21 protein-coding genes are annotated in these 20,118 nt (G+C 65.2%); 4 read left to right on the plus strand and 17 right to left on the minus strand.

Translation table 11 applies throughout. The features are described from left to right. Nucleotides 1–11 precede the first annotated feature (11 nt). A complete protein-coding gene (locus VUG52_RS24305; protein WP_220689946.1) occupies nt 12–1,325 on the plus strand; it encodes a lytic murein transglycosylase in 1,314 nt (437 codons plus the stop codon). A gap of 119 nt (nt 1,326–1,444) precedes the next feature. On the opposite strand, the gene VUG52_RS24310 is transcribed toward VUG52_RS24305, so the two are convergent. The 13 genes from VUG52_RS24310 to VUG52_RS24370 form a co-directional block, all read right to left on the minus strand. Then, nucleotides 1,445–2,383 carry a S66 peptidase family protein gene (locus VUG52_RS24310; protein WP_050707058.1) on the minus strand — a complete coding sequence of 313 codons (939 nt, stop codon included), beginning with the start codon at nt 2,381–2,383 and terminating at the stop codon, nt 1,445–1,447. Nucleotides 2,384–2,481: 98 nt separating this feature from the next. Beyond that, a complete protein-coding gene (gene lipA / locus VUG52_RS24315) occupies nt 2,482–3,498 on the minus strand; it encodes a lipoyl synthase (protein ID WP_050707059.1) in 1,017 nt (338 codons plus the stop codon). Between the two features lie 2 nt (nt 3,499–3,500). Continuing rightward, the gene (gene lipB, locus VUG52_RS24320; protein ID WP_050707060.1) at nt 3,501–4,148 is read right to left on the minus strand and encodes a lipoyl(octanoyl) transferase LipB; all 648 of its coding nucleotides are present in this window, start codon (nt 4,146–4,148) and stop codon (nt 3,501–3,503) included. After that, nucleotides 4,148–4,423, minus strand: a complete 276-nt coding sequence (locus tag VUG52_RS24325; RefSeq protein ID WP_011535839.1) for a DUF493 domain-containing protein — start codon at nt 4,421–4,423, stop codon at nt 4,148–4,150. Before VUG52_RS24325 ends, lipB begins: the two co-directional genes overlap by 1 nt. A 73-nt stretch (nt 4,424–4,496) precedes the next feature. Next, nucleotides 4,497–5,657 (minus strand): D-alanyl-D-alanine carboxypeptidase family protein, encoded by a 1,161-nt coding sequence (locus tag VUG52_RS24330; protein ID WP_050707061.1) that lies wholly within the window; start codon nt 5,655–5,657, stop codon nt 4,497–4,499. A gap of 265 nt (nt 5,658–5,922) precedes the next feature. Beyond that, nucleotides 5,923–6,921 carry a septal ring lytic transglycosylase RlpA family protein gene (locus tag VUG52_RS24335; RefSeq protein ID WP_050707062.1) on the minus strand — a complete coding sequence of 333 codons (999 nt, stop codon included), beginning with the start codon at nt 6,919–6,921 and terminating at the stop codon, nt 5,923–5,925. Beyond that, nucleotides 6,922–7,932: a lytic murein transglycosylase B gene (mltB, locus tag VUG52_RS24340; RefSeq protein ID WP_050707083.1), complete on the minus strand. Its 1,011-nt coding sequence runs from the start codon at nt 7,930–7,932 to the stop codon at nt 6,922–6,924. 17 nt (nt 7,933–7,949) lie between these two features. Continuing rightward, entirely contained in the window at nt 7,950–9,053 is a 1,104-nt protein-coding gene (gene rodA, locus VUG52_RS24345; RefSeq protein WP_050707084.1) for a rod shape-determining protein RodA, read from the minus strand. Between the two features lie 38 nt (nt 9,054–9,091). Then, a complete protein-coding gene (mrdA, locus tag VUG52_RS24350; protein WP_050707063.1) occupies nt 9,092–10,990 on the minus strand; it encodes a penicillin-binding protein 2 in 1,899 nt (632 codons plus the stop codon). A 17-nt stretch (nt 10,991–11,007) separates the two neighbouring features. Beyond that, entirely contained in the window at nt 11,008–11,475 is a 468-nt protein-coding gene (gene rlmH, locus VUG52_RS24355; RefSeq protein WP_023631106.1) for a 23S rRNA (pseudouridine(1915)-N(3))-methyltransferase RlmH, read from the minus strand. Nucleotides 11,476–11,484: 9 nt separating this feature from the next. After that, entirely contained in the window at nt 11,485–11,916 is a 432-nt protein-coding gene (gene rsfS, locus VUG52_RS24360; protein ID WP_050707064.1) for a ribosome silencing factor, read from the minus strand. Nucleotides 11,917–11,960: 44 nt separating this feature from the next. Further along, nucleotides 11,961–12,620, minus strand: a complete 660-nt coding sequence (gene nadD, locus VUG52_RS24365; protein WP_028690384.1) for a nicotinate-nucleotide adenylyltransferase — start codon at nt 12,618–12,620, stop codon at nt 11,961–11,963. Between the two features lies 1 nt (nt 12,621). Continuing rightward, on the minus strand, nt 12,622–13,893 hold the full coding sequence (locus VUG52_RS24370) for a glutamate-5-semialdehyde dehydrogenase (RefSeq protein WP_050707065.1): 1,272 nt from the start codon (nt 13,891–13,893) through the stop codon (nt 12,622–12,624). Nucleotides 13,894–14,198: 305 nt separating this feature from the next. On the opposite strand from VUG52_RS24370, the gene VUG52_RS24375 reads away from it, so the two are divergent. Next, nucleotides 14,199–14,891, plus strand: coding sequence for a DNA-3-methyladenine glycosylase (locus tag VUG52_RS24375; RefSeq protein WP_050707066.1), 693 nt, complete (start codon nt 14,199–14,201; stop codon nt 14,889–14,891). Nucleotides 14,892–14,894: 3 nt separating this feature from the next. Then, nucleotides 14,895–16,211 (plus strand): bifunctional DedA family/phosphatase PAP2 family protein, encoded by a 1,317-nt coding sequence (locus VUG52_RS24380; protein WP_050707067.1) that lies wholly within the window; start codon nt 14,895–14,897, stop codon nt 16,209–16,211. Nucleotides 16,212–16,378: 167 nt separating this feature from the next. On the opposite strand, the gene VUG52_RS24385 is transcribed toward VUG52_RS24380, so the two are convergent. The 3 genes from VUG52_RS24385 to VUG52_RS24395 are packed head-to-tail and all read right to left on the minus strand — an operon-like array spanning nt 16,379 to nt 18,054. Beyond that, nucleotides 16,379–16,969 (minus strand): LON peptidase substrate-binding domain-containing protein, encoded by a 591-nt coding sequence (locus VUG52_RS24385; protein WP_050707068.1) that lies wholly within the window; start codon nt 16,967–16,969, stop codon nt 16,379–16,381. A 9-nt stretch (nt 16,970–16,978) separates the two neighbouring features. Continuing rightward, a complete protein-coding gene (locus tag VUG52_RS24390; protein ID WP_050707069.1) occupies nt 16,979–17,695 on the minus strand; it encodes an LrgB family protein in 717 nt (238 codons plus the stop codon). Beyond that, the gene (locus tag VUG52_RS24395) at nt 17,692–18,054 is read right to left on the minus strand and encodes a CidA/LrgA family protein (protein WP_050707070.1); all 363 of its coding nucleotides are present in this window, start codon (nt 18,052–18,054) and stop codon (nt 17,692–17,694) included. Before VUG52_RS24395 ends, VUG52_RS24390 begins: the two co-directional genes overlap by 4 nt. A 151-nt stretch (nt 18,055–18,205) precedes the next feature. Here VUG52_RS24395 and VUG52_RS24400 point away from each other — a divergent pair, with 151 nt between their 5' ends. Further along, complete coding sequence (locus VUG52_RS24400) at nt 18,206–18,661, plus strand: MaoC family dehydratase (protein WP_050707071.1); 456 nt, start codon at nt 18,206–18,208, stop codon at nt 18,659–18,661. A gap of 111 nt (nt 18,662–18,772) precedes the next feature. On the opposite strand, the gene VUG52_RS24405 is transcribed toward VUG52_RS24400, so the two are convergent. After that, entirely contained in the window at nt 18,773–20,065 is a 1,293-nt protein-coding gene (locus VUG52_RS24405; protein ID WP_050707072.1) for an adenylosuccinate synthase, read from the minus strand. Nucleotides 20,066–20,118: the final 53 nt, after the last annotated feature.

A 20,118-nucleotide genomic window follows, 5' to 3' on the forward strand; every position in this document is an offset into this window, starting at 1 on the left:
TGGATCTGTGCATGCCCTCTCGTCTCACTCTCCGCTGGCAACCCCGCCAGCTGATCGCGGCCACAAGCTTCATCCTGCTCGTCGCCTGCGCCGAGAAACCCACCGCCGCCGACGCCCTGCCGCTGGCGCCCGCCCAGCCCGCCCCCGTCGTCACCCTGCCCGGCACCGCGCCCGAGGCCAACGGTGAAATCCAGCCCCTGCAGACCTTCGCCCAATGGCAGGCCGGCTTCCGCCAGCAAGCCCTGCAAGCCGGTATCAGTGCCAGCCTGTTCGACCGCGCCTTCCTTGGCGTCACCCCGGACATGGACGTGATCAAGGCCGACCGCAGCCAGCCCGAGTTCGCCCGCCCGGTGTGGGAGTACCTGGACGGCGCCCTGTCGCCGCTACGCGTGCGCAACGGCAAGAAACTGCTCGAGCAGAACGCCGATCTGTTGACCCGCATCGAACAGCGCTACGGTGTCGATCGCCAGGTTCTGGTCTCGGTCTGGGGCATGGAAAGCAACTTCGGCCAGTTCCAGGGCAGCAAGTCGGTGATCCGCTCGCTGGCCACCCTGGCCTATGAGGGCCGCCGTCCGCAGTTCGCCCAGGACCAGCTGATCGCCGCCTTGCAGATCCTGCAGAACGGCGATATCCAGCCCGATGCGATGCGCGGCTCCTGGGCTGGCGCCATGGGCCAGACCCAGTTCATCCCGACCACCTACCTGACCCACGCCGTGGACTTCGACGGTGACGGCCGCCGCGACATCTGGAACAGCACCGCCGACGCCCTAGCGTCAACCGCGCACTACCTGCAGGCGTCCGGCTGGAAACGTGGCCAGCCCTGGGGCTTCGAGGTGCAGGTGCCTGCCGGCTTCGACTACTGGCTGGCCGATGGCAGCCAGCGCAAGAGCGTCAGCGAGTGGCTGCAGCTTGGCGTGAAACTGCCAGTCGGCACCACGCTGCCAAACGGCAGCAGCCAGCTGTCCGCCGCCCTGCTGCTGCCCGCGGGCGCCAAGGGGCCAGCGTTCCTGGTGCTGGACAACTTCCGCGCCATCCTCAAGTACAACAACTCGTCGTCCTACGCGCTGGCGGTGAGCCTGCTGGGGGATCGTTTCTCTGGATGGGGGTTCATTGCCGGCAGCTGGCCGAAAGAGGACCTGCCGCTGAGCCGCAGCGAGCGGATCGAGTTGCAGACCTTGCTCAATGCCAACGGGCATGAAGCAGGCAATCCGGATGGGATCATCGGCGCCAATACCCGCAAGGCGATCCGCAATGCGCAGCAGGCCCAGGGCTGGCCGGCGGATGGGTATCCGACGCACAAGTTGCTCGATAGCCTGCGTCGCTAAAAGCTCAGGGGGGCGCTTCGCGCCCCTTTCGCGGCACAAGGCCGCTCCTACAGGAGATTGCGATCACCTGTAGGAGCGGCCTTGTGCCGCGAAAGGGCTGCAAGGCAGCCCCGGCAATCTCAAACCCTAAACAGATCCTGCAGTAACACCAGACTCTGCTCTTCAGCATCCAGTCGCACGCTAGCCCCCAATGGCAAGCACACATTCGGATCACAATGCCCGCTGCGCCACCCGGCCAGCACCGGCACCCCGAGCGGGCCGAAGATGTCCAGCAGCAGCGGCGCCATCGCCGCCACCGTGATCCCGGCAAAGTCCCCCACCAGCACCCCTCGTACCCCCTCCAGCTTGCCGGCCAGGCGCAGGTGGCTCAGCAACCGGTCGACACGGTAGAGTGGCTCGTTGACGTCCTCGATGAACAGGATGCTGTCCTGGGTGTCGACTTCCGCCAACGTCCCCAGCGTGGAGCCTAGCAGCGACAGGTTGCCACCGACCAGACGCCCGCTGGCAATCCCGGGCACCACACTGGTGAGCGGGAACTCGACAGGATGGTCAATCGCATCACCCGCCCCCAGCCGCCCCCGCAACTGCGCGAACAGTGAGCTGACCGTGGGCTCGAACTTGCCCCCCAGCAGGTCGGCATTGAGCATTGCGCCATGGAAGGCCAGCATCCCGGCATGTCGGTTGAGCGCCGAATGCAGGGCGGTGATGTCGCTGTAGCCCACCAGCGGCTTGGGATGGCGCCGGATCAGTTCGAAGTCGATGCGGTCCAGCAGGCGCATGCTGCCGTAACCGCCGCGCATGCACAGGATGGCGTCGATGTCCGGGGCGCTGAATGCATCGTGCAGATCGCGCAGGCGCTGCTCGTCGCTACCGGCAAGGTAACCATCCGCCTGCAGCACCCCAGGGTAGATGCGGCACTGCTGGCCACGGTCTTCGAACCACTGACGGGCCTTGTCGGTATCCAGACGCGCCGGCCCAGCCGGGGCAACGATGGCGAAACGAGCGTTGTCAGGCAGGGCCTTGGGCAACAGGTACTCGGCAGTTTCCAGGCAATTCATCGCGCCACTCCTTGCAGCTTGTCGCTTGAAACTTGTAGCTCAAAAAAATGCCGATGCCGCCTTCCGGCGCGCATCGGCATGTCCCGCTCAAGCCCGGTTCAGAGCTTGATCTTGGCTTCGTGAGCCTGCTGGTCGGCGTGGTACGACGAACGCACCAACGGGCCGGAGGCGACGTTCTTGAAGCCCATCTTGTAACCTTCCTCGGCGAACCAGGCGAAGGTGTCCGGGTGCACGAAGCGCTGTACCGGCAGGTGGTTGCGCGACGGCTGCAGGTACTGGCCGAGGGTCAGCATGTCGATGTCGTGCTCGCGCATGCGGTGCATGACCTCGATCACCTCGTCGTCGGTCTCGCCCAGGCCCAGCATCAGGCCGGACTTGGTCGGCACATGCGGGACCATCTGCTTGAACTTCTGCAGCAGGTCCAGCGACCAGTCGTAGTCCGAGCCCGGACGCGCGGCCTTGTACAGGCGCGGCACGGTCTCGAGGTTGTGGTTGAACACGTCCGGCGGGGTCTGCGCGGTGATTTCCAGCGCCACGTCCATGCGCCCACGGTAGTCCGGCACCAAGGTCTCCAGCTGGACACCCGGCGACAGCGCGCGAATTTCGCGGATGCAGTCGGCGAAGTGCTGGGCACCGCCGTCACGCAGGTCGTCGCGGTCCACCGAGGTAATCACCACGTACTTCAGCCGCAGGTCGGCGATGGCGATGGCCAGGTTCTTCGGCTCGTCCAGGTCCAGTGGCTTCGGACGACCGTGGCCGACGTCGCAGAACGGGCAGCGACGGGTGCAGATGTCGCCCATGATCATGAAAGTCGCGGTGCCGCCGGAGAAGCACTCGCCCAGATTCGGGCAGGAGGCCTCTTCGCACACACTGTGCAGCTTGTGCTTGCGCAGCAGTTGCTTGATGCGGTCGACCTCCGGCGAAACCGGGATGCGCACACGAATCCAGTCCGGCTTTTTCGGCAGCTCTTCGGTGGGGATGATCTTCACCGGGATGCGCGCCACCTTCTCGGCGCCGCGCAGCTTCACGCCGGCCTCGACTTTCTTCGGCGCAGGGCGTGGGGTCACGTCTTGCGTGGGGATCAGGTTCGGCACGGCTTCTTGCACAATTGTCATAATCAGTCGATTCCGCCCGTGAGGGTCGTCTGCTCAGCATAGTCGAGGTGCCTGACCAGCTGTCCGCGCAGCCTTGTCCTGACCTCGTCGAGTTCGATCGGACCTGCCAGGTCGCGTAGCTGGGTCATGGCCAGCCCCGCATACCCACAGGGGTTGATTCGGCGGAATGGCGCAAGGTCCATGTCCACGTTCAGGGCAAGGCCGTGGAAGGAACGACCGTTGCGGATTCGAAGGCCAAGGGACGCGATCTTCGCGCCATCGACGTAGACGCCCGGGGCATCGGGCTTGGCCACCGCCTGCACGCCGTAGCTGGCGAGCAGGTCGATGAGCGTCTGCTCGATGCGGCTGACCAGCTCGCGCACGCCGATGCTCAGGCGCCGCACATCCAGCAGCAGGTAGGCCACCAGCTGGCCGGGGCCGTGGTAGGTGACCTGGCCGCCGCGGTCGGTCTGCACCACCGGGATTTCCCCCGGGATCAGCAGGTGCTCGGCCTTGCCGGCCTGGCCCTGGGTGAAAACCGGCGGGTGCTCGACCAGCCAGACTTCGTCCTGGCTGTCCGGGCCGCGTTGCTCGGTAAAGCGACGCATGGCCTCCAGCACCGGCTCATAGGGCTGCAGGCCAAGATCGCGAATACCGAGCACGCCGGACATCACAGCACCATTTTCACGATGCCGGTGGCACGCAGGGCACTGTTGATGTCGTGCAGCTGGTTCTCGCTCTCGGCAACGATATGCAGTTGCACCGTGGTGTACTTGCCTTCCTTGCTCTGGCGCTCGGCCAGGGTCGACAGATCGACCTTGGCGTGCTTGCTGAGGATCTCGATCACGGTGTCGCGGAAACCGACAACGGTGTCGCCGATCACCTTGATCGGGTAATCCTCGCAGGGGAATTCGATCTTGTGCGACTTGACGTCTTCTTCGCTCATGGCGGAAACGGCCTCGTAAGCCGTGGCAGCAACATCGCCCCCGCCTGGTTCACGGGGGCGTGCAGGTCACGTATCAGTTGAACAAACCGTAGAAGAACAGGCGGATGCTATCCCACATACGGCCGAAGAAACCAGCTTCCTCCACGCCGTCGAGGGCGATGAGGTCAGCGCTGTGAATCACTTTCTCGTCCAGTTTGACTTCCACTTTGCCGATCACGTCACCTTTGGCGATCGGAGCGGTCAGTTGCGGGTTCATGGTCATCGAAGCCTGGAGGCGCTTCAATTGGCCTTTAGGCATGGTCATGGTCAGGTCGTTGGCCAGGCCGGCTTTCACCTGGTTGGTCGCGCCTTTCCATACCTGGGCCTGGGTCAGCTCGGTGCCTTTCTGGTAGAAGGTCTGGGTTTCGAAGAAGCGGAAACCGTAGGTCAGCAGCTTCTGGGTCTCGGCGGCGCGGGACTGCTCGCTGTTGGTGCCGAACACCACGGCGATCAGGCGCTGGCCGTCACGCACGGCCGAGGCGACCATGCAGTAGCCGGCTTCGTCGGTGTGACCGGTCTTCAGGCCGTCGACGGTCTTGTCGCGCCACAGCAGCAGGTTGCGGTTCGGCTGCTTGATGTTGTTCCAGAAGAACTCTTTCTGCGAGTAGATGGCGTAGTGCGCCGGATCTTCGTTGATGATCGCGCGCGCCAGCAGGGCCATGTCGTGGGCCGACGAGTAGTGCTCCGGGTTCGGCAGACCGGTCGGGTTCATGAAGTGGCTGTTGGCCATGCCCAGGTCGGCGGCGGTCTTGTTCATCATGTCGGCGAAGGCGTCTTCGCTGCCGGCGATGTGCTCGGACAGGGCGACCGAGGCATCGTTGCCGGACTGGATGATGATGCCGTGCAGCAGGTCGCTGACGGTGACCTGGCTGCCGACCTTGATGAACATGCGCGAACCACCGGTGCGCCAGGCGTTCTCGCTGACGGTGACCGGGTCGTTCTCGCCGATCTGGCCGCGGCGGATGTCCAGGGTGGCGATGTAGGCGGTCATCAGCTTGGTCAGGCTGGCCGGCGGCAGGCGCTCGTCACCGTTGTTCTCGACCAGCACGTTGCCGCTGGACGCGTCCATGAGTACGTAGGACTTGGCGGCCAGTTGCGGTGGTGCCGGCATCATCTGCTCCGCTGCGAAGGCAGCGGGCATGATCATCAGCAGAACGGGCAGGCAAAGTCGTTTGGCAAGGTTGGTGATGTTCATCCGTCTCTCGTAAATCGCTAATGGTCTGATGTTCCGTGGGCAAGTTCGTTTGCCCAGCGCCCCGTCAGTCTAGTTTTATGGCCGGTGGCCTGGCCCGACAGTGCGACGTAATGCCGCTGCGGGCAAAAGCGGGCATTGTACATGTCATTGCCCGGCAATTCATGAACAAACCGACAGGTCGGCGTGTCGGTTCATCGCGGGGCAAGCCCGCTCCCACGTCCCGCCTTGCAGATGGCGTGGGAGCGGGCTTGCCCCGCGGTTGGTCTCAATCAGTGACGACCTTGGCCTGGCCGAGATTGGCCAGGCGAATGCTGTCCTGCGCCTGCTGGATCTCACCCTGGCTGTTGATCGGCCCCAGGCGCACCCGGTGCAGGGTCTGCTGGTTACGCACCACGGAGCTGATGAACACCGGCGCGCTGACCATGGTGCTCAGCTTCGAGCGCAACAACTCGGCGGCGTCCGGGTTGGCGAACGCGCCCACTTGCAGGATGCTGCCACCACTGGCGTTCGGCACATTGTTACCGCCCACCTGCACCGGCACCACCGGCGCCGCGTGCTGCTGCGGTGGCGGAGTCCACTGCTCGACCCGGCCGGTGCTGGCGGCGATCGGCTGGGCCTGGGCCACCTGCGGCTCCTTGAGCACCATCGGCGGCTGCTGGCCACGCTGGGCCCACCATTGCTGTGGGTCGATGCCCTCGACGCGCACATGGGCGGTCCCGATCTCTGCATAGCCGAGCTTCTTCGCCGCAGCGTAGGACAGGTCGATGATACGGTCGGAATAGAACGGGCCACGGTCATTGACCCGCAGGATCACGCTGCGGCCGTTGGCCAGGTTGGTCACCCGTACATAGGCCGGCAGCGGCAGGGTCTTGTGTGCCGCGCTCATGCCGTACAGGTCGTACAGCTCGCCGTTGGCGGTGTTCTGGCCGTGGAACTTGGTGCCATACCACGACGCGGTACCCTCGGCGCGGTAGTTGCGCGAGTCCTGCATCGGGTAGTAGGTCTTGCCCAGCACCGTGTAGGGGTTGGCCTTGTAGTTGCCGGTGTGCACGGTCGGCGTGGCGTCGGGGATCTTGTTGACGTCCACGTCCCACCAGGGCGCGCCGTCCTTGTGCGCACGGTTGATGTCCAGGCCCGGCTGCGCACGCACGGTGTTACCGCTCTGCGGGGTGGAAGGCCGGCTCGACGAACAGCTGGCCAGCACCAGGCCGACGGCGACGCAGGTCAGCAGTTTTGCGGTATTGATGGTGAAGAGTTCGCGCATTTACTTGACGCCCCGTGCCAGAACCAGCTGTTCGGAAAGCTGATGCACCGCCATGGCATACATCACGCTGCGGTTGTAGCGAGTGATCGCATAGAAGTTCTTCAGGCCCATCCAGTACTCGGGGCCATCCGCGCCTTCCAGGCGGAAGGCCGTGACTGGCAGATCATCGCGCAGCGCATCATGACCCGACCAGCCCAGCGCCCGCAACTGCGCGACCGTCCTGGTCGGCTCGATACCGGTGGTCAGGCCTTCGTCGGCCCGCTCGCCGGCCACGCTGGCGCGGCTGACCACAGGTTCCCCGGGTACCCAGCCGTGGCGCTTGAAGTAGCTGGCGACACTGCCGATGGCATCGTCCGGGTTGTTCCAGATATTGATGTGGCCGTCGCCGTCGAAGTCCACGGCATAGGCGCGGAAGCTGCTCGGCATGAACTGCGGCAGGCCCATGGCGCCGGCATAGGAGCCTTTGAGCGTGAGCGGATCGAGCTGCTCCTCGCGGGCCAGCAGGAGGAACTCGCGCAGCTCCTTGCGGAAGAATTCGGCCCGTGGCGGGTAGTCGAAACCGAGCGTGGACAGGGCATCGATGACCCGATAATTGCCGGTGTTGCGGCCAAAGAAGGTTTCCACGCCGATGATCGCGACGATGTACTGCGCCGGCACGCCGTATTCCTGCTCGGCACGGGCCAGCACGGCCTCGTGCTGGCGCCAGAAGTCCACACCGCGGGCGATTCGCGCGTCGGTGATGAACATCGGGCGGTATTCCTTCCACGGCTTGACCCGCTCGGCCGGCCGCGAAATCGCATCGAGGATCGCCTGCTTGCGCTGTACCTCGCGGAACACGCCCATCAGCTGCTCACCGGCGAAGCCGTAGTCGCGGGTCATCTCGCCAACGAACTCGGCCACCTGGGGCGAGCCGTCGTAGTCGCCGGCATTGGCCTGCTGGATTGCGCCGAACAGCCCCATCGCGCCGAACCACGGCGCCAGGCGGGCAGCCCAGCCACGCACTGCTTGCATGAAATTCTTCACCTTTTTCAAACCTGTGCAATCCATTTGCGGTGCGTATGGATCGACATCAGAACGCCAAACGCTGACAGCAGCGTCACCAACGAAGTTCCGCCATAGCTGATGAAGGGCAGCGGCACGCCCACCACGGGCAGGAGGCCGCTGACCATACCGATATTGACGAACACATAAACAAAGAAGGTCATGGTCAGGCTGCCCGCGAGCAGCTTGCCGAACAGGGTCTGGGCCTGGGCGGTGATCACCAGTCCGCGGCCGATCAACAGGATGTAGATCAGCAGCAGCAGGCAGATGCCGACCAGGCCGAACTCCTCGCCGAGCACGGCGATGATGAAGTCGGTGTGGCTTTCCGGCAGAAAGTCCAGGTGCGACTGGGTGCCCAGCAGCCAGCCCTTGCCGAACACTCCGCCCGAACCGATCGCCGCCTTGGACTGGATGATGTTCCAGCCGGTGCCCAGCGGGTCGCTTTCCGGGTCGAGGAAGGTCAACACTCGCTGCTTCTGGTAGTCGTGCATGACGAAGAACCACATCGCCACCGCCACCGGCACCGCTGCGGCGATCACGCTGACGATCCAGCGCCAGCGCAGCCCGCCCATGAACAGCACGAAGGCGCCGGAGGCGAGGATCAGCAGCGCCGTGCCCAGGTCGGGCTGGCGCACGATGAGGATGAACGGCACGCCGATCAGGACCAGGCTGATCGCCACATGCTTGAGATGCGGCGGCAAGGTGCGCTTGGACAGGTACCAGGCGATGGTCGCCGGCATGATGATCTTCATGAATTCCGAGGGCTGGAAGCGGATCACCCCGGGAATGTTGATCCAGCGCGTCGCGCCCATGGCGTTGTGGCCCATGACGTCGACCACGACCAGCAGGAACACCCCGGCCAGGTAGGCCAGCGGCACCCAGCGCGCCATGAAGCGCGGCTCGAGCTGGGCGATGATGAACATCGACACCAGACCGATACCGAACGAGCTGGCCTGCTTCATCAGCAGGTCCCAGTTCTTGCCGCTGGCCGAATAGAGTACGAACAGGCTGCCGGCGGCGAGCGTCAGCAGGATGAGCAGCAGGGGACCGTCGATATGGATGCGCTGCAGGAAGCTGGCGCGCCTGCGCATCACGTCCTCGCTGGAGAGCATGCGGTCGAAGTTGTTCTTCACGGGGCCGATTCCTGGGCGACTGTGGCGGGGGCGAACTCGGGCTTGAGCCGGCCGCTCTCGTCAAGCAGCCAGGCATCCATGACCTGGCGCACCACGGGGGCGGCGACGCCGGAGCCGGACTCGCCGTTCTCGACCATCACCGAGACCACGATCCTCGGATCGTCGGCCGGGGCGAAGGCGACGAACAGCGCGTGGTCGCGGTGGCGTTCCTGGAGTTTGTTACGGTCGTACTTCTCACCCTGCTTGATCGCCACCACCTGGGCCGTGCCGCTCTTGCCGGCGATGCGGTACTGCGAGCCGATGGCGGCCTTGCGCGCGGTCCCGCGGGCGCCATGCATCACCTGCTCCATGCCGTGAGTGACCCTGGCCCAGTCCGACTTGTCGCGCAGGACGATGTTTTCCATGGGGTTCTCGTCCACCGGGGGCTGGCCTTCGATGGTCTTGGCCAGGCGCGGACGGTTCCACACGCCTTTGTTGGCAATCAGCGCGGTGGCCTGGGCCAACTGCAGTGGCGTGGTCTGCATATAGCCCTGGCCGATGCCGAGGATCAGGGTTTCGCCGGGGAACCAGGCCTGGCGGCGCGTAGCGCGCTTCCACTCACGGGACGGCATCAATCCGGGCGACTCTTCGAACATGTCCAGGGCGACCTTCTGCCCGATGCCGAACTTGTTCATGTAGCTGGACAGCCGATCGATCCCCATCTTGTGCGCAAGATCGTAGAAGTACGTGTCGTTTGACCGCATGATCGCCACATCCAGGTCAACCCAGCCATCGCCGGTGCGGTTCCAGTTGCGGTATTTGTGATCGTAGTTGGGCAGTTGGTAGTAACCCGGGTCGAACACCCGGCTGCCTGCGGTCACCACGCCACTGTCGAGACCGGCGATCGCCACCGCCGGCTTGATGGTCGAGCCGGGCGGGTAGAGGCCGCGCAGCACGCGGTTGAACAGCGGCCGGTCGATCGAATCGCGCAGTTCGGCGTAAGCCTTGAAGCCGATGCCGGTGACGAACAGGTTGGGGTCGAAGCTCGGCTGGCTGACCATCGCCAGCACCTCGCCGGTGCGCGGGTCGAGGGCCACGATGGCGCCACGGCGTCCGCCCAGCGCCTGCTCGGCGGCTTCCTGCAGCTTGATGTCCAGGCTCAGCACGATGTCCTTGCCAGGCTTCGGATCGGTGCGTTTGAGCACTCGCAGCACACGGCCACGGGCATTGGTCTCGACTTCCTCGTAGCCCACCTGGCCATGCAACTCGTCTTCATAGAAGCGTTCGATGCCGGTCTTGCCGATGTGGTGGGTGCCGCTGTAGTTCACCGGGTCGAGGGTCTTGAGTTCCTTCTCGTTGATCCGCCCGACATAGCCCACCGAATGGGCGAAATGCGCGCCCTGGGGATAGTGGCGGACCAGCTGCGCCGCCACTTCCACGCCGGGCAGGCGGAACTGGTTGACCGCGATGCGGGCAATCTGCTCCTCGTTGAGCTCGAACAGGATCGGCACCGGCTCGAATGGCCGGCGCCCCTGCTTCATGCGCTTCTCGAACAGGGCGCGGTCGTCAGGGGTGAGCTCGAGCACTTCGACTATCACATCCAGCACGTCCTGCCACTTGCCGGCGTTGCCGGCGCGCTCGCGGGTCATCACCAGGCTGAAGCTGGGGCGGTTGTCCGCCACCACCACGCCGTTGCGGTCGAAGATCAGCCCGCGGGTCGGCGGGATCGGCTGCACATGCACCCGGTTGTTCTCCGACAGCGTCGAGTGATAGTCGTACTGGATGACCTGCAGGTAATACAGCCGGGCGATCAGTACGCAGACGAGCAGCACCACCGCCACGGCGCCCACGACGACGCGGTTGCGCACCAGGCGGGCGTCTTTCTCGTGGTCCTTGAGGCGGATCTGCTGCGGCATCGGACAGGCTTACAGGTTCATTTGTGGTAGGGATGCCCGGACAGCACGGTCCAGGCGCGGTAGATCTGCTCGCCGATGAGTATCCTTACCAACGGGTGCGGCAACGTCAGCGGCGACAGCGACCAGCGCTGTTCGCTACGCGCGCAGACTTCCGGCGCCAGCCCTTCCGGGCCGCCCACCATCAGGTTGACCGTACGCGCATCCAGGCGCCAACGGTCCAGCTCGCCCGCCAGTTGCTCGGTGCTCCAGGGCTTGCCATGGACCTCGAGGGTGACGATGCGTTCCCCAGGCTGCACCTTGCTCAGCATCGCCTCGCCCTCCTGACGGATCAGGCGGGCGACATCGGCGTTCTTGCCGCGGGTGTTCAGCGGGATTTCCACCAGCTCCAGCGCAAGCTCCGGGGGCAGGCGCTTGGCATACTCATGCCAGCCTTCCTCGACCCACTTGGGCATGCGCGAGCCGACCGCGATCAGACGCAGACGCACGGCGCTTCCTTATTCCCGGTCTTTGAGCTTGTCGGTGAAGTAGTCGCTGGCGTTTTCCGGACTGTGGTGCTTGGCATCGGCGGCACGGCTCTGCTCGGCACCCAGCCACAGGCGCTCCAGGTCGTAGAACTGGCGGGCAGCGGCGGTCATCATGTGCACGATGACGTCGTTCAGGTCCAGCAGGACCCAGTCGCTGTCGCCCTTGCCTTCTTCACCCAGGGGTTGCGCACCCTCTTTCTTCACCGCTTCACGGACCTTTTCCAGCATCGCGTTGATCTGGCGATTGGAGGTACCGGTGGCAATGATCATGTAGTCGGTCAGGCTGTGCTTTTCGCGCACGTCGATGACCTGGATGTCCTGGGCCTTGACGTCTTCCAGGGCGCTGATGGTCAGTTTGACCAGCTCTTCGCCACTGATGCCATTGATTTTCTGCTTGCTCATATAAAACTCGTTCAACTCATTAAGTGAGGCGCCCATGGGCGCCGTCAGTTGGACACACGATACAGGTCGTGCGCCTCGATATAGGCCAGTACTGCGTCCGGCACCAGGAACCGCGCCGACTTGCCGCTGGCCAGCAGCTGTCGGATCTGTGTGGCGGACACCGCAAGCGGGGTCTGCCAGACGAACGAAATGTGCCCCGCCGGGCCGGACATGGCGGTGGGATCGCTCTCCGAGCGCGCCGCCAGCAGGTTGCGCAGCGCGTCGGGGGGTTCGACATCGGCATCCGGGCGTTGCAGCACCAGGATGTGACAGTGTTGCAGCAGTTCTTCCCAGCGATGCCAGCTGGGCAGGCCGCAGAACGCGTCCCAGCCCAGCACCAGGAACAACTGGTCGTGCGCGTGCAGCTGCGCACGGATCGATTCAAGGGTATCGATGGTGTACGACGGCTTGTCGCGGGCCAGCTCGCGGTCATCCACGCTCAGGCGTTCGACGCCCTGCACGGCACTACGCACCATGGCCAGGCGGTCCTGGGCCGACACCTGCGGCGTGTCGCGGTGCGGCGGGCGGGCGTTGGGCAGCAGGCGCAGTTCGTCCAGGCGCATGAACTCGGCCACTTCCAGCGCACTGCGCAGGTGGCCGATATGCACCGGGTCGAAGGTTCCGCCGAGAATGCCGATGCGCCGGACTGCGACCGCGTTGCTCAACTCAGCACGACTCCTGGCCGCGCAGCTGGCCGTCGCCGATCACCACATACTTCTCGCAGGTCAGGCCTTCCAGGCCGACCGGGCCACGGGCGTGCAGCTTGTCGGTGGAGATGCCGATCTCCGCGCCCAGGCCGTACTCGAAGCCATCGGCGAAGCAGGTCGGGGTGTTGAGCATGACCGACGCCGAGTCGACCTCGGCGATGAAACGCCGGGACTGCCCCTGGTGCTCGGTGATGATCGAGTCGGTGTGGTGCGAGCCGTAGTGGTTGATGTGCTCGATGGCCTGCTCCAGGCCGTCGACAACGCGGATCGACAGGATCGCGTCGAGGTATTCGGTGTGCCAGTCGTCTTCGCTGGCCGGCTTGGCGTCGATGATCGCCCGGGTGCGCTCGCAGCCGCGCAGTTCGACGCCCTTGTCGTGGAAGCGGCGGGCCATTTCCGGCAGGAAGCGCTCGGCCACGGCCTGGTCCACCAGCAGGGTTTCCATGGCGCCGCAGATGCCGTAGCGGTAGGTCTTGGCGTTGAAGGCCACGCGCCAGGCCTTGTCCAGGTCGGCATGGGCATCGACGAAGACATGGCAGATGCCGTCCAGGTGCTTGATAACCGGCACCCGGGCGTCGCGGCTGATGCGTTCGATCAGGCCACGGCCGCCGCGCGGGACGATCACGTCGACGAACTCCGGCATGCTGATCAGCGCACCCACGGCCTCGCGGTCGGTGGTCTCGACCACCTGCACCACCGCCGGCGGCAGGCCGGCCTCAGCCAGGCCGCGCTGGATGCAGGCGGCGATGGCGCGGTTGGAGTGGATGGCCTCGGAGCCGCCGCGCAGGATGGTGGCGTTGCCCGACTTCAGGCACAGGCTGGCGGCGTCGATGGTCACGTTGGGGCGCGATTCGTAGATGATACCGATGACCCCCAGCGGCACGCGCATCTTGCCAACCTGGATGCCCGACGGGCGGTAGCTCATGTCGCGGATGGCGCCGACCGGGTCCGGCAGGCTGGCCACCTGGCGCAGGCCGGTGATCATGCCGTCGATGCGTGCCGGAGTAAGCGCCAGGCGGTCGAGCAGCGCCGGTTCCAGGCCGTTCTTGCGACCGTTGGCCAAGTCCTGTTCGTTGGCTGCGGTGAGCGCGTCGCGGGCTGCGTCGAGGGCATCGGCGGCGGCCTGCAGAGCGCGGTTCTTCTGCGCGGTGCTGGCACGGCCGATCACCCGCGAGGCCTCACGGGCGGCGCGACCCAGGCGGGTCATGTAGTCAAGAACGGACTCGGTCATGGGCTCGGTGTCTTGGCAAAGGGGAAATCGGCTGATTATAACTGGAGCGCTCGGGTACGCCCAGCGGCGGGTGGCGGATGGTCGAAAATGGTGGGGGGAATGTGTTGGAAAGATGTAACGACCCGTATCAGCATTTCCTGCGCCTGATCCGGCCCTTTCGCGGGTAAACCCGCTCCCACAGGCTCTGCGCATAACCTGTGGGAGCGGGTTTACCCGCGAAAGGGCCAATCACCGACCTGGCGATTCAGCCTCGATTAAGCCATTCATTGCTATCATCGCCGCCTCCACAGCCACGAACCGCGCGTATGTCCGTCCCAGCCCCCTGCCCGGCCCGGGCCTTGCCCGACAGCTTCTTCGACCGCGACGCCCAGACCCTTGCCCGCGAACTGCTGGGCAAGGTCATCCGCCATCGCCAGGGCGATCTCTGGCTGGCAGCGCGGATCATCGAGACCGAGGCCTACTACCTGACCGACAAGGGCAGCCACGCCTCCCTCGGCTTCACCGAGAAGCGCAAGGCGCTTTTCCTCGACGGCGGGCACATCTACATGTACTACGCCCGTGGCGGCGACTCGCTGAACTTCAGCGCCCAGGGCCCGGGCAACGCGGTGCTGATCAAGTCCGCCTACCCCTGGACCGACGCCATCTCCGACGTCAACAGCCTGGCCCGGATGCAGCTGAACAACCCCGATGCCAGCGGCAACCTGCGTCCACCCGAGCGCCTGTGCAACGGCCAGACCCTGCTGTGCCGGGCCATGGGCCTGAAGGTGCCGCACTGGGACGCCCGGCGCTTCGACCCCGAACGCCTGTACGTCGAGGACTGCGGCATCCCGGTGCCACGGGTGATCCAGACCACCCGCCTGGGCATCCCCCACGGCCGCGACGAACACCTGCCCTACCGCTTCGTCGATGCCGACTACGCGCGCTTCTGCACCCGAAACCCGCTGCGACGTGGCCAGGTCGAAGGGAAAGACTTCTTCATGCTCGAACAAGGAAACTGAACCATGGGCCAATGGCTCGACAGCCTGACCGCCTGGCTTGGCGCCAACCCGCAGTGGCTGGGCCTGGCCATCTTCATCGTGGCCTGTGTTGAATGCCTGGCCATCGCCGGCATCATCGTGCCCGGCACCGTGCTGCTGTTCGCCGTCGCCGTGCTGGCCGGCAGCGGTGCATTCAGCCTCGGCGAAACCCTGCTGCTGGGCTTCCTCGGCGGCCTGCTGGGCGATGCGATCTCCTACGCCATCGGCAAGTACTTCCACCAGAACATCCGGCGCCTGCCGCTGCTGCGCAGCCACCCGGAGTGGATCGGCAGCGCCGAAGCGTACTTCCAGCGCTACGGCATCGCCAGCCTGCTGGTCGGCCGCTTCATCGGCCCGCTGCGGCCGATGCTGCCGATGGTCGCCGGCATGTTCGACATGCCGCTGCCGCGCTTCATCGCCGTGAGCCTGGTGGCCGGCGCCGGCTGGTCGGTGGCCTACCTGTTGCCGGGCTGGGCCACCGGCGCGGCCATGCGCCTGCCACTGCCCGAAGGGTTCTGGCTGGACGCAGGGATCGTCATCGGCACCCTGGCGGTGTTGATCGGCCTGAGCCTGAGTACCAGCATCCGCGACCAGCGCCATGGCACCCGGCTGATCGCCGCCCTCAGCGGCCTGGCCGTGGCCGCGCTGTTCATCGGCTGGCCGTACCTGAGCGAGTTCGACCAGGGCGTGATGACCCTGGTCCAGGAGCACCGCAGCCAGGTGATTGACGGCGCCGTGGTGCTGGTCACCCGCCTGGGCGACTTCCGCACCCAGTTCTTCCTGGGAGGCCTGCTCACCGGCCTGCTACTGCTGGCCCGGCAATGGCGCCATGCCTTGTTCGCCGGCGCGACGCTGATCGGCACCGCGGTAGCCAACGGTACCTTGAAATGGCTGTTCGCCCGCGCCCGCCCCGAAGTACTGGTCGATCCGCTGACCAGCTACAGCATGCCCAGCGGCCACAGCTCGGCGTCGTTCGCCTTCTTCCTGGTGCTGGCAGTGCTGGCCGGACGCGGCCAGCCGCCGCGCATGCGCCTGACCTGGGTCATGCTGGGCTGCCTGCCGGCGCTGGCGATCGCCTTGTCGCGGGTGTACCTCGGGGCGCACTGGCCGACCGACATCCTCGCCGGGGCATTGCTGGCGTGCTGCGTGTGCGCGGCAAGCCTGACCCTGGTGCAGCATCGCCAGCCACTGGTGGCGCTGCCGCAGCGGGTGTGGTGGCTGGTGCTGCCGGCGTGCGTCGCGTTGCTGGCGTTCTTTGCCCTGCATGCGCTGCCAAAGGCGTTGTTGCGTTACCAATACTGATGCCGTCGCAAATCCCTGTAGGAGCGGCCTTGTGCCGCGAAAGGGCTGCGAAGCGGCCCCGGGACTTCAGAGCTAAAGCAAAAATCGCCGGGGCCGCGTTGCGCCCCTTTCGCGGTACAAGGCCGCTCCTACAGGGATCGCATGGGCCGCTGGAGGACCGAGCCTGATCAGGCGAACAACTCGCCCTGGATCCGCTCGAGCAACGCCTGGATCGCCTCCAGCCTGAGCTGTGGCGAATCGATGGCCAGCAGGTCGAGCTTGTCCTCTTCCATGAACGGCAGCAGGTAGGCCAGCTGGTTGCCCAGCGACTGGCGCCCGTCCACGTCGCGCGGCATGTCCAGTGCCTCGACCATCGGGTGCTCGCCCAACGCCAGCAGCAGTGCCAGGAGGTCGTCGTCCTGCTCCACCAGCGGGCTGTCCGCCAGGTCCGGCAGCCATTGCACCTCGGCAAGCATCAGCTGGTCCTTCTGCACCTCGGTCCGCTCGACGCGAAACCGCCGCACGCCCTCGACACGAATGCCCAGCAGGCCGTTGTCCTGCTGCACGAAGTCGCGGATCAGCGCCTCGCAGCCGACCGAGGCCACCACAGGCGGCGCCTTGCCCACCTGCTCGCCTTCGAGGATGCACACCACGCCGAAACCGGCGCCCTGCTTCATGCAGCGGCCGATCATGTCAAGGTAGCGCGCCTCGAAGATCTGCAGGTCGAGCAGGCAACCGGGGAACAGCACGGTATTGAGGGGAAACAGCGGTAACGTCATCTCGACTCCTCAAGCCACCAGGCTGACCGCCAACGGCAGGAACACCGCCGTGGCCACTCCCATCAGGCTCATCGCCAGCGCGGCAAAGGCGCCGCATTCATCACTTTCCTGCAAGGCCACCGAAGTGCCCACCGCGTGGGCGGTCACCCCCAGCGCCATGCCCCGTGCCTCGGGACTTTTCACGCCGCAGCGGCTCAACAGCGCCGGGCCGAAGATCGCGCCGATCACCCCGGTGATCAGCACGAACACCGCGGCCAGGGCCGCCACCCCGCCGATCTGCTCGGCCACCAGCATGGCGATCGGCGAAGTGACCGACTTCGGCGCCATGGTCATCAGGATCATCCTTTCGGCGCCGAACCACCACCCCAGCACCAGGCACGCCACGGTGGCGAACAGGCCTCCGACTACCAGCGTAGTTAATGTCGGCCAGAACAGCTGTCGAATACGCCGCAGGTTGAGGTAGAGCGGCACCGCCAGGGCCACGGTGGCCGGCCCCAGAAGGATGTTCATGATCTCGGTGCTCTTGCGGTATTCGGCGTAGTCGATGCCGCAGGCCAGGAGGATGCCGATCACCACCAGCATCGACACCAGCACCGGTTGCAGGAAGATCCAGCGGGTCTTCTCGTAGCCCGCCAGCACCAACTGGTAGGCGGCCAGGGTGATGCCGATGCCGAACAACGGATGGTGGATGACCGCCTCGAGCGCGCCGTGCCAGTCGAGGATCATGGCTGCTCCTCGCGCTTGCCCTGACGGTGGATGAGTTTCTCCATCAGCACGCCGACGAACACCAGGGTCAGCAGGCAGGAGATCAGCAAGGCCCCGACGATGGCCCAGAAGTCGGCGGCGATGTCCCTGGCATAGACCATCACCCCCACCGCCGGCGGCACCAGCAGCAGCGGCAGGTAGCGCAACAGGCTGCCGGCGGCCTCGTTGAGCGGCTCGCCGACCTCGCCACGGATCATCAGGAAGGCCATCAGCAGCAACAGGCCGATGATCGGCCCGGGCAGGATGGGCAGGATCAGGTGGTTGATCGCCGTCCCCAGCAACTGGAACAGCACCAGCCAGGTCAAACCACGCAACAGCATATGGACCTCCCTCAGAGCATGGCGACCATTATAAGCACGCTAAGCATCTGCCTATAAGGCGATATTCGGCGAAAAGCGGGCAACTTGACTGAAACGGTTCGCCGTGCTGATCTTGCACACTCGTACCAAATGACAATCTGGAGATGTCGCGATGCCCTATGTACCCGTTACAGAGCTTTCGCAGTACGTTGGCAAGGAACTGGGACGTTCCGCCTGGCTGAAGATCGATCAGCAACGCATCAACCTGTTCGCCGAGGCCACCGGCGACTTCCAATTCATCCACGTCGATCCCGAAAAGGCAAAGAAGACGCCGTTCGGCACCACCATCGCCCATGGCTTCCTCACCCTGTCGCTGATCCCCAAGCTGATGGAAGACATCCTCGTGCTGCCCGAAGGGCTGAAGATGGTGGTCAACTACGGCCTGGACAGCGTGCGTTTCATCCAGCCGGTGAAGGTCGACAGCCAGGTACGACTGAAGGTCGACCTGACCGCCGCCACCGAGAAGAAACCAGGGCAATGGCTGCTCAAGGCCACCGTCACCCTCGAGATCGACGGCGAAGAAAAACCCGCCTACATCGCCGAACCGCTGTCGCTCTGCTTCGTCTGACGGCCTGCGCTCACCCGCACCGACCCCATCGCCGCCACAGGCACCGGGCGAAAAAAAACGCCGCGCTCCCTTGCGGGGGCGCGGCGTTCGATCAACTACCGAGGCGGCAGATCAGGCGAACGGATGACGCAGCACGATGGTCTCGTTGCGGTCCGGGCCAGTCGAGATGATGTCGATCGGCGCGCCGACCAGCTCCTCGATGCGCTTGATGTAGTTGCGCGCGGCTTGCGGCAGCTCTTCCAGGGTTTTCACGCCCAGGGTCGACTCGCTCCAGCCCGGCATCTCTTCGTACACCGGCTCCAGGCCGATGTAGCTGTCGGCATCGGACGGCGCGTCGATGACGGCACCGTTCTCGTTCTTGTAGCCCACGCAGATGTTGATGGTTTCCAGGCCGTCCAGCACGTCCAGCTTGGTCAGGCAGATGCCCGAGATGCTGTTGACGTCGATGGCGCGACGCAGGATGACGGCGTCGAACCAGCCGCAACGACGGGCACGGCCGGTGGTCGAGCCGAACTCGTGGCCACGCTTGGCCAGGGTGGCGCCGGTCTCGTCGAACAGTTCGGTCGGGAACGGACCGGAACCGACGCGAGTGGTGTAGGCCTTGGTGATGCCCAGGATGTAGTCCAGGTACATCGGGCCAACGCCGGAACCGGTGGAGATGCCGCCAGCGGTGGTGTTGGAGCTGGTGACGTACGGGTAGGTACCGTGGTCGATGTCCAGCAGCGAGCCCTGGGCCCCTTCGAACATGATGTCCTTGCCGGCGCGGCGCAGGTTGTGCAGCTCCGCGGTGACGTCGAGCATCATCGGCTTGAGCTGCTCGGCGTAGGCCATGCACTCGTCCAGGGTCTGCTGGAAGTCGATGGCCGGCTCTTTGTAGTAGTTCACCAGCTGGAAGTTGTGGTAGTCCAGCAGCTCACCGAGCTTGGCGGCGAAACGCTCGCGGTGGAACAGGTCACCGACGCGCAGGCCGCGACGGGCCACCTTGTCTTCGTAGGCCGGGCCGATGCCACGGCCGGTAGTGCCGATCTTGGCCTCGCCACGGGCCTTCTCACGGGCCTGGTCGAGGGCCACGTGGTACGACAGGATCAGCGGGGCGGCCGGGCTGATGCGCAGGCGCTCGCGCACTGGCACGCCCTTCTCTTCCAGCTTGGTGATTTCACGCATCAGGGCGTCGGGAGCAACGACCACGCCGTTGCCGATCAGGCACTGCACGCCGTCACGCAGGATACCCGAGGGAATCAGGTGCAGAACGGTCTTCTCACCGTTGATCACCAGGGTGTGGCCCGCGTTGTGGCCACCTTGGTAGCGCACTACGGCGGCAGCATGTTCGGTCAGCAGATCGACGATCTTGCCTTTGCCCTCATCACCCCACTGGGTGCCCAGGACGACGACATTCTTACCCATAACACTTGTCCTCATTCACGCAACTTGGTTGCCGGCCCACTGCCGGCGAAGAA

Origin of the sequence: Pseudomonas sp. LH21, from assembly GCF_036549575.1 — a bacterium.
Classification (GTDB): domain Bacteria; phylum Pseudomonadota; class Gammaproteobacteria; order Pseudomonadales; family Pseudomonadaceae; genus Aquipseudomonas; species Aquipseudomonas peradeniyensis.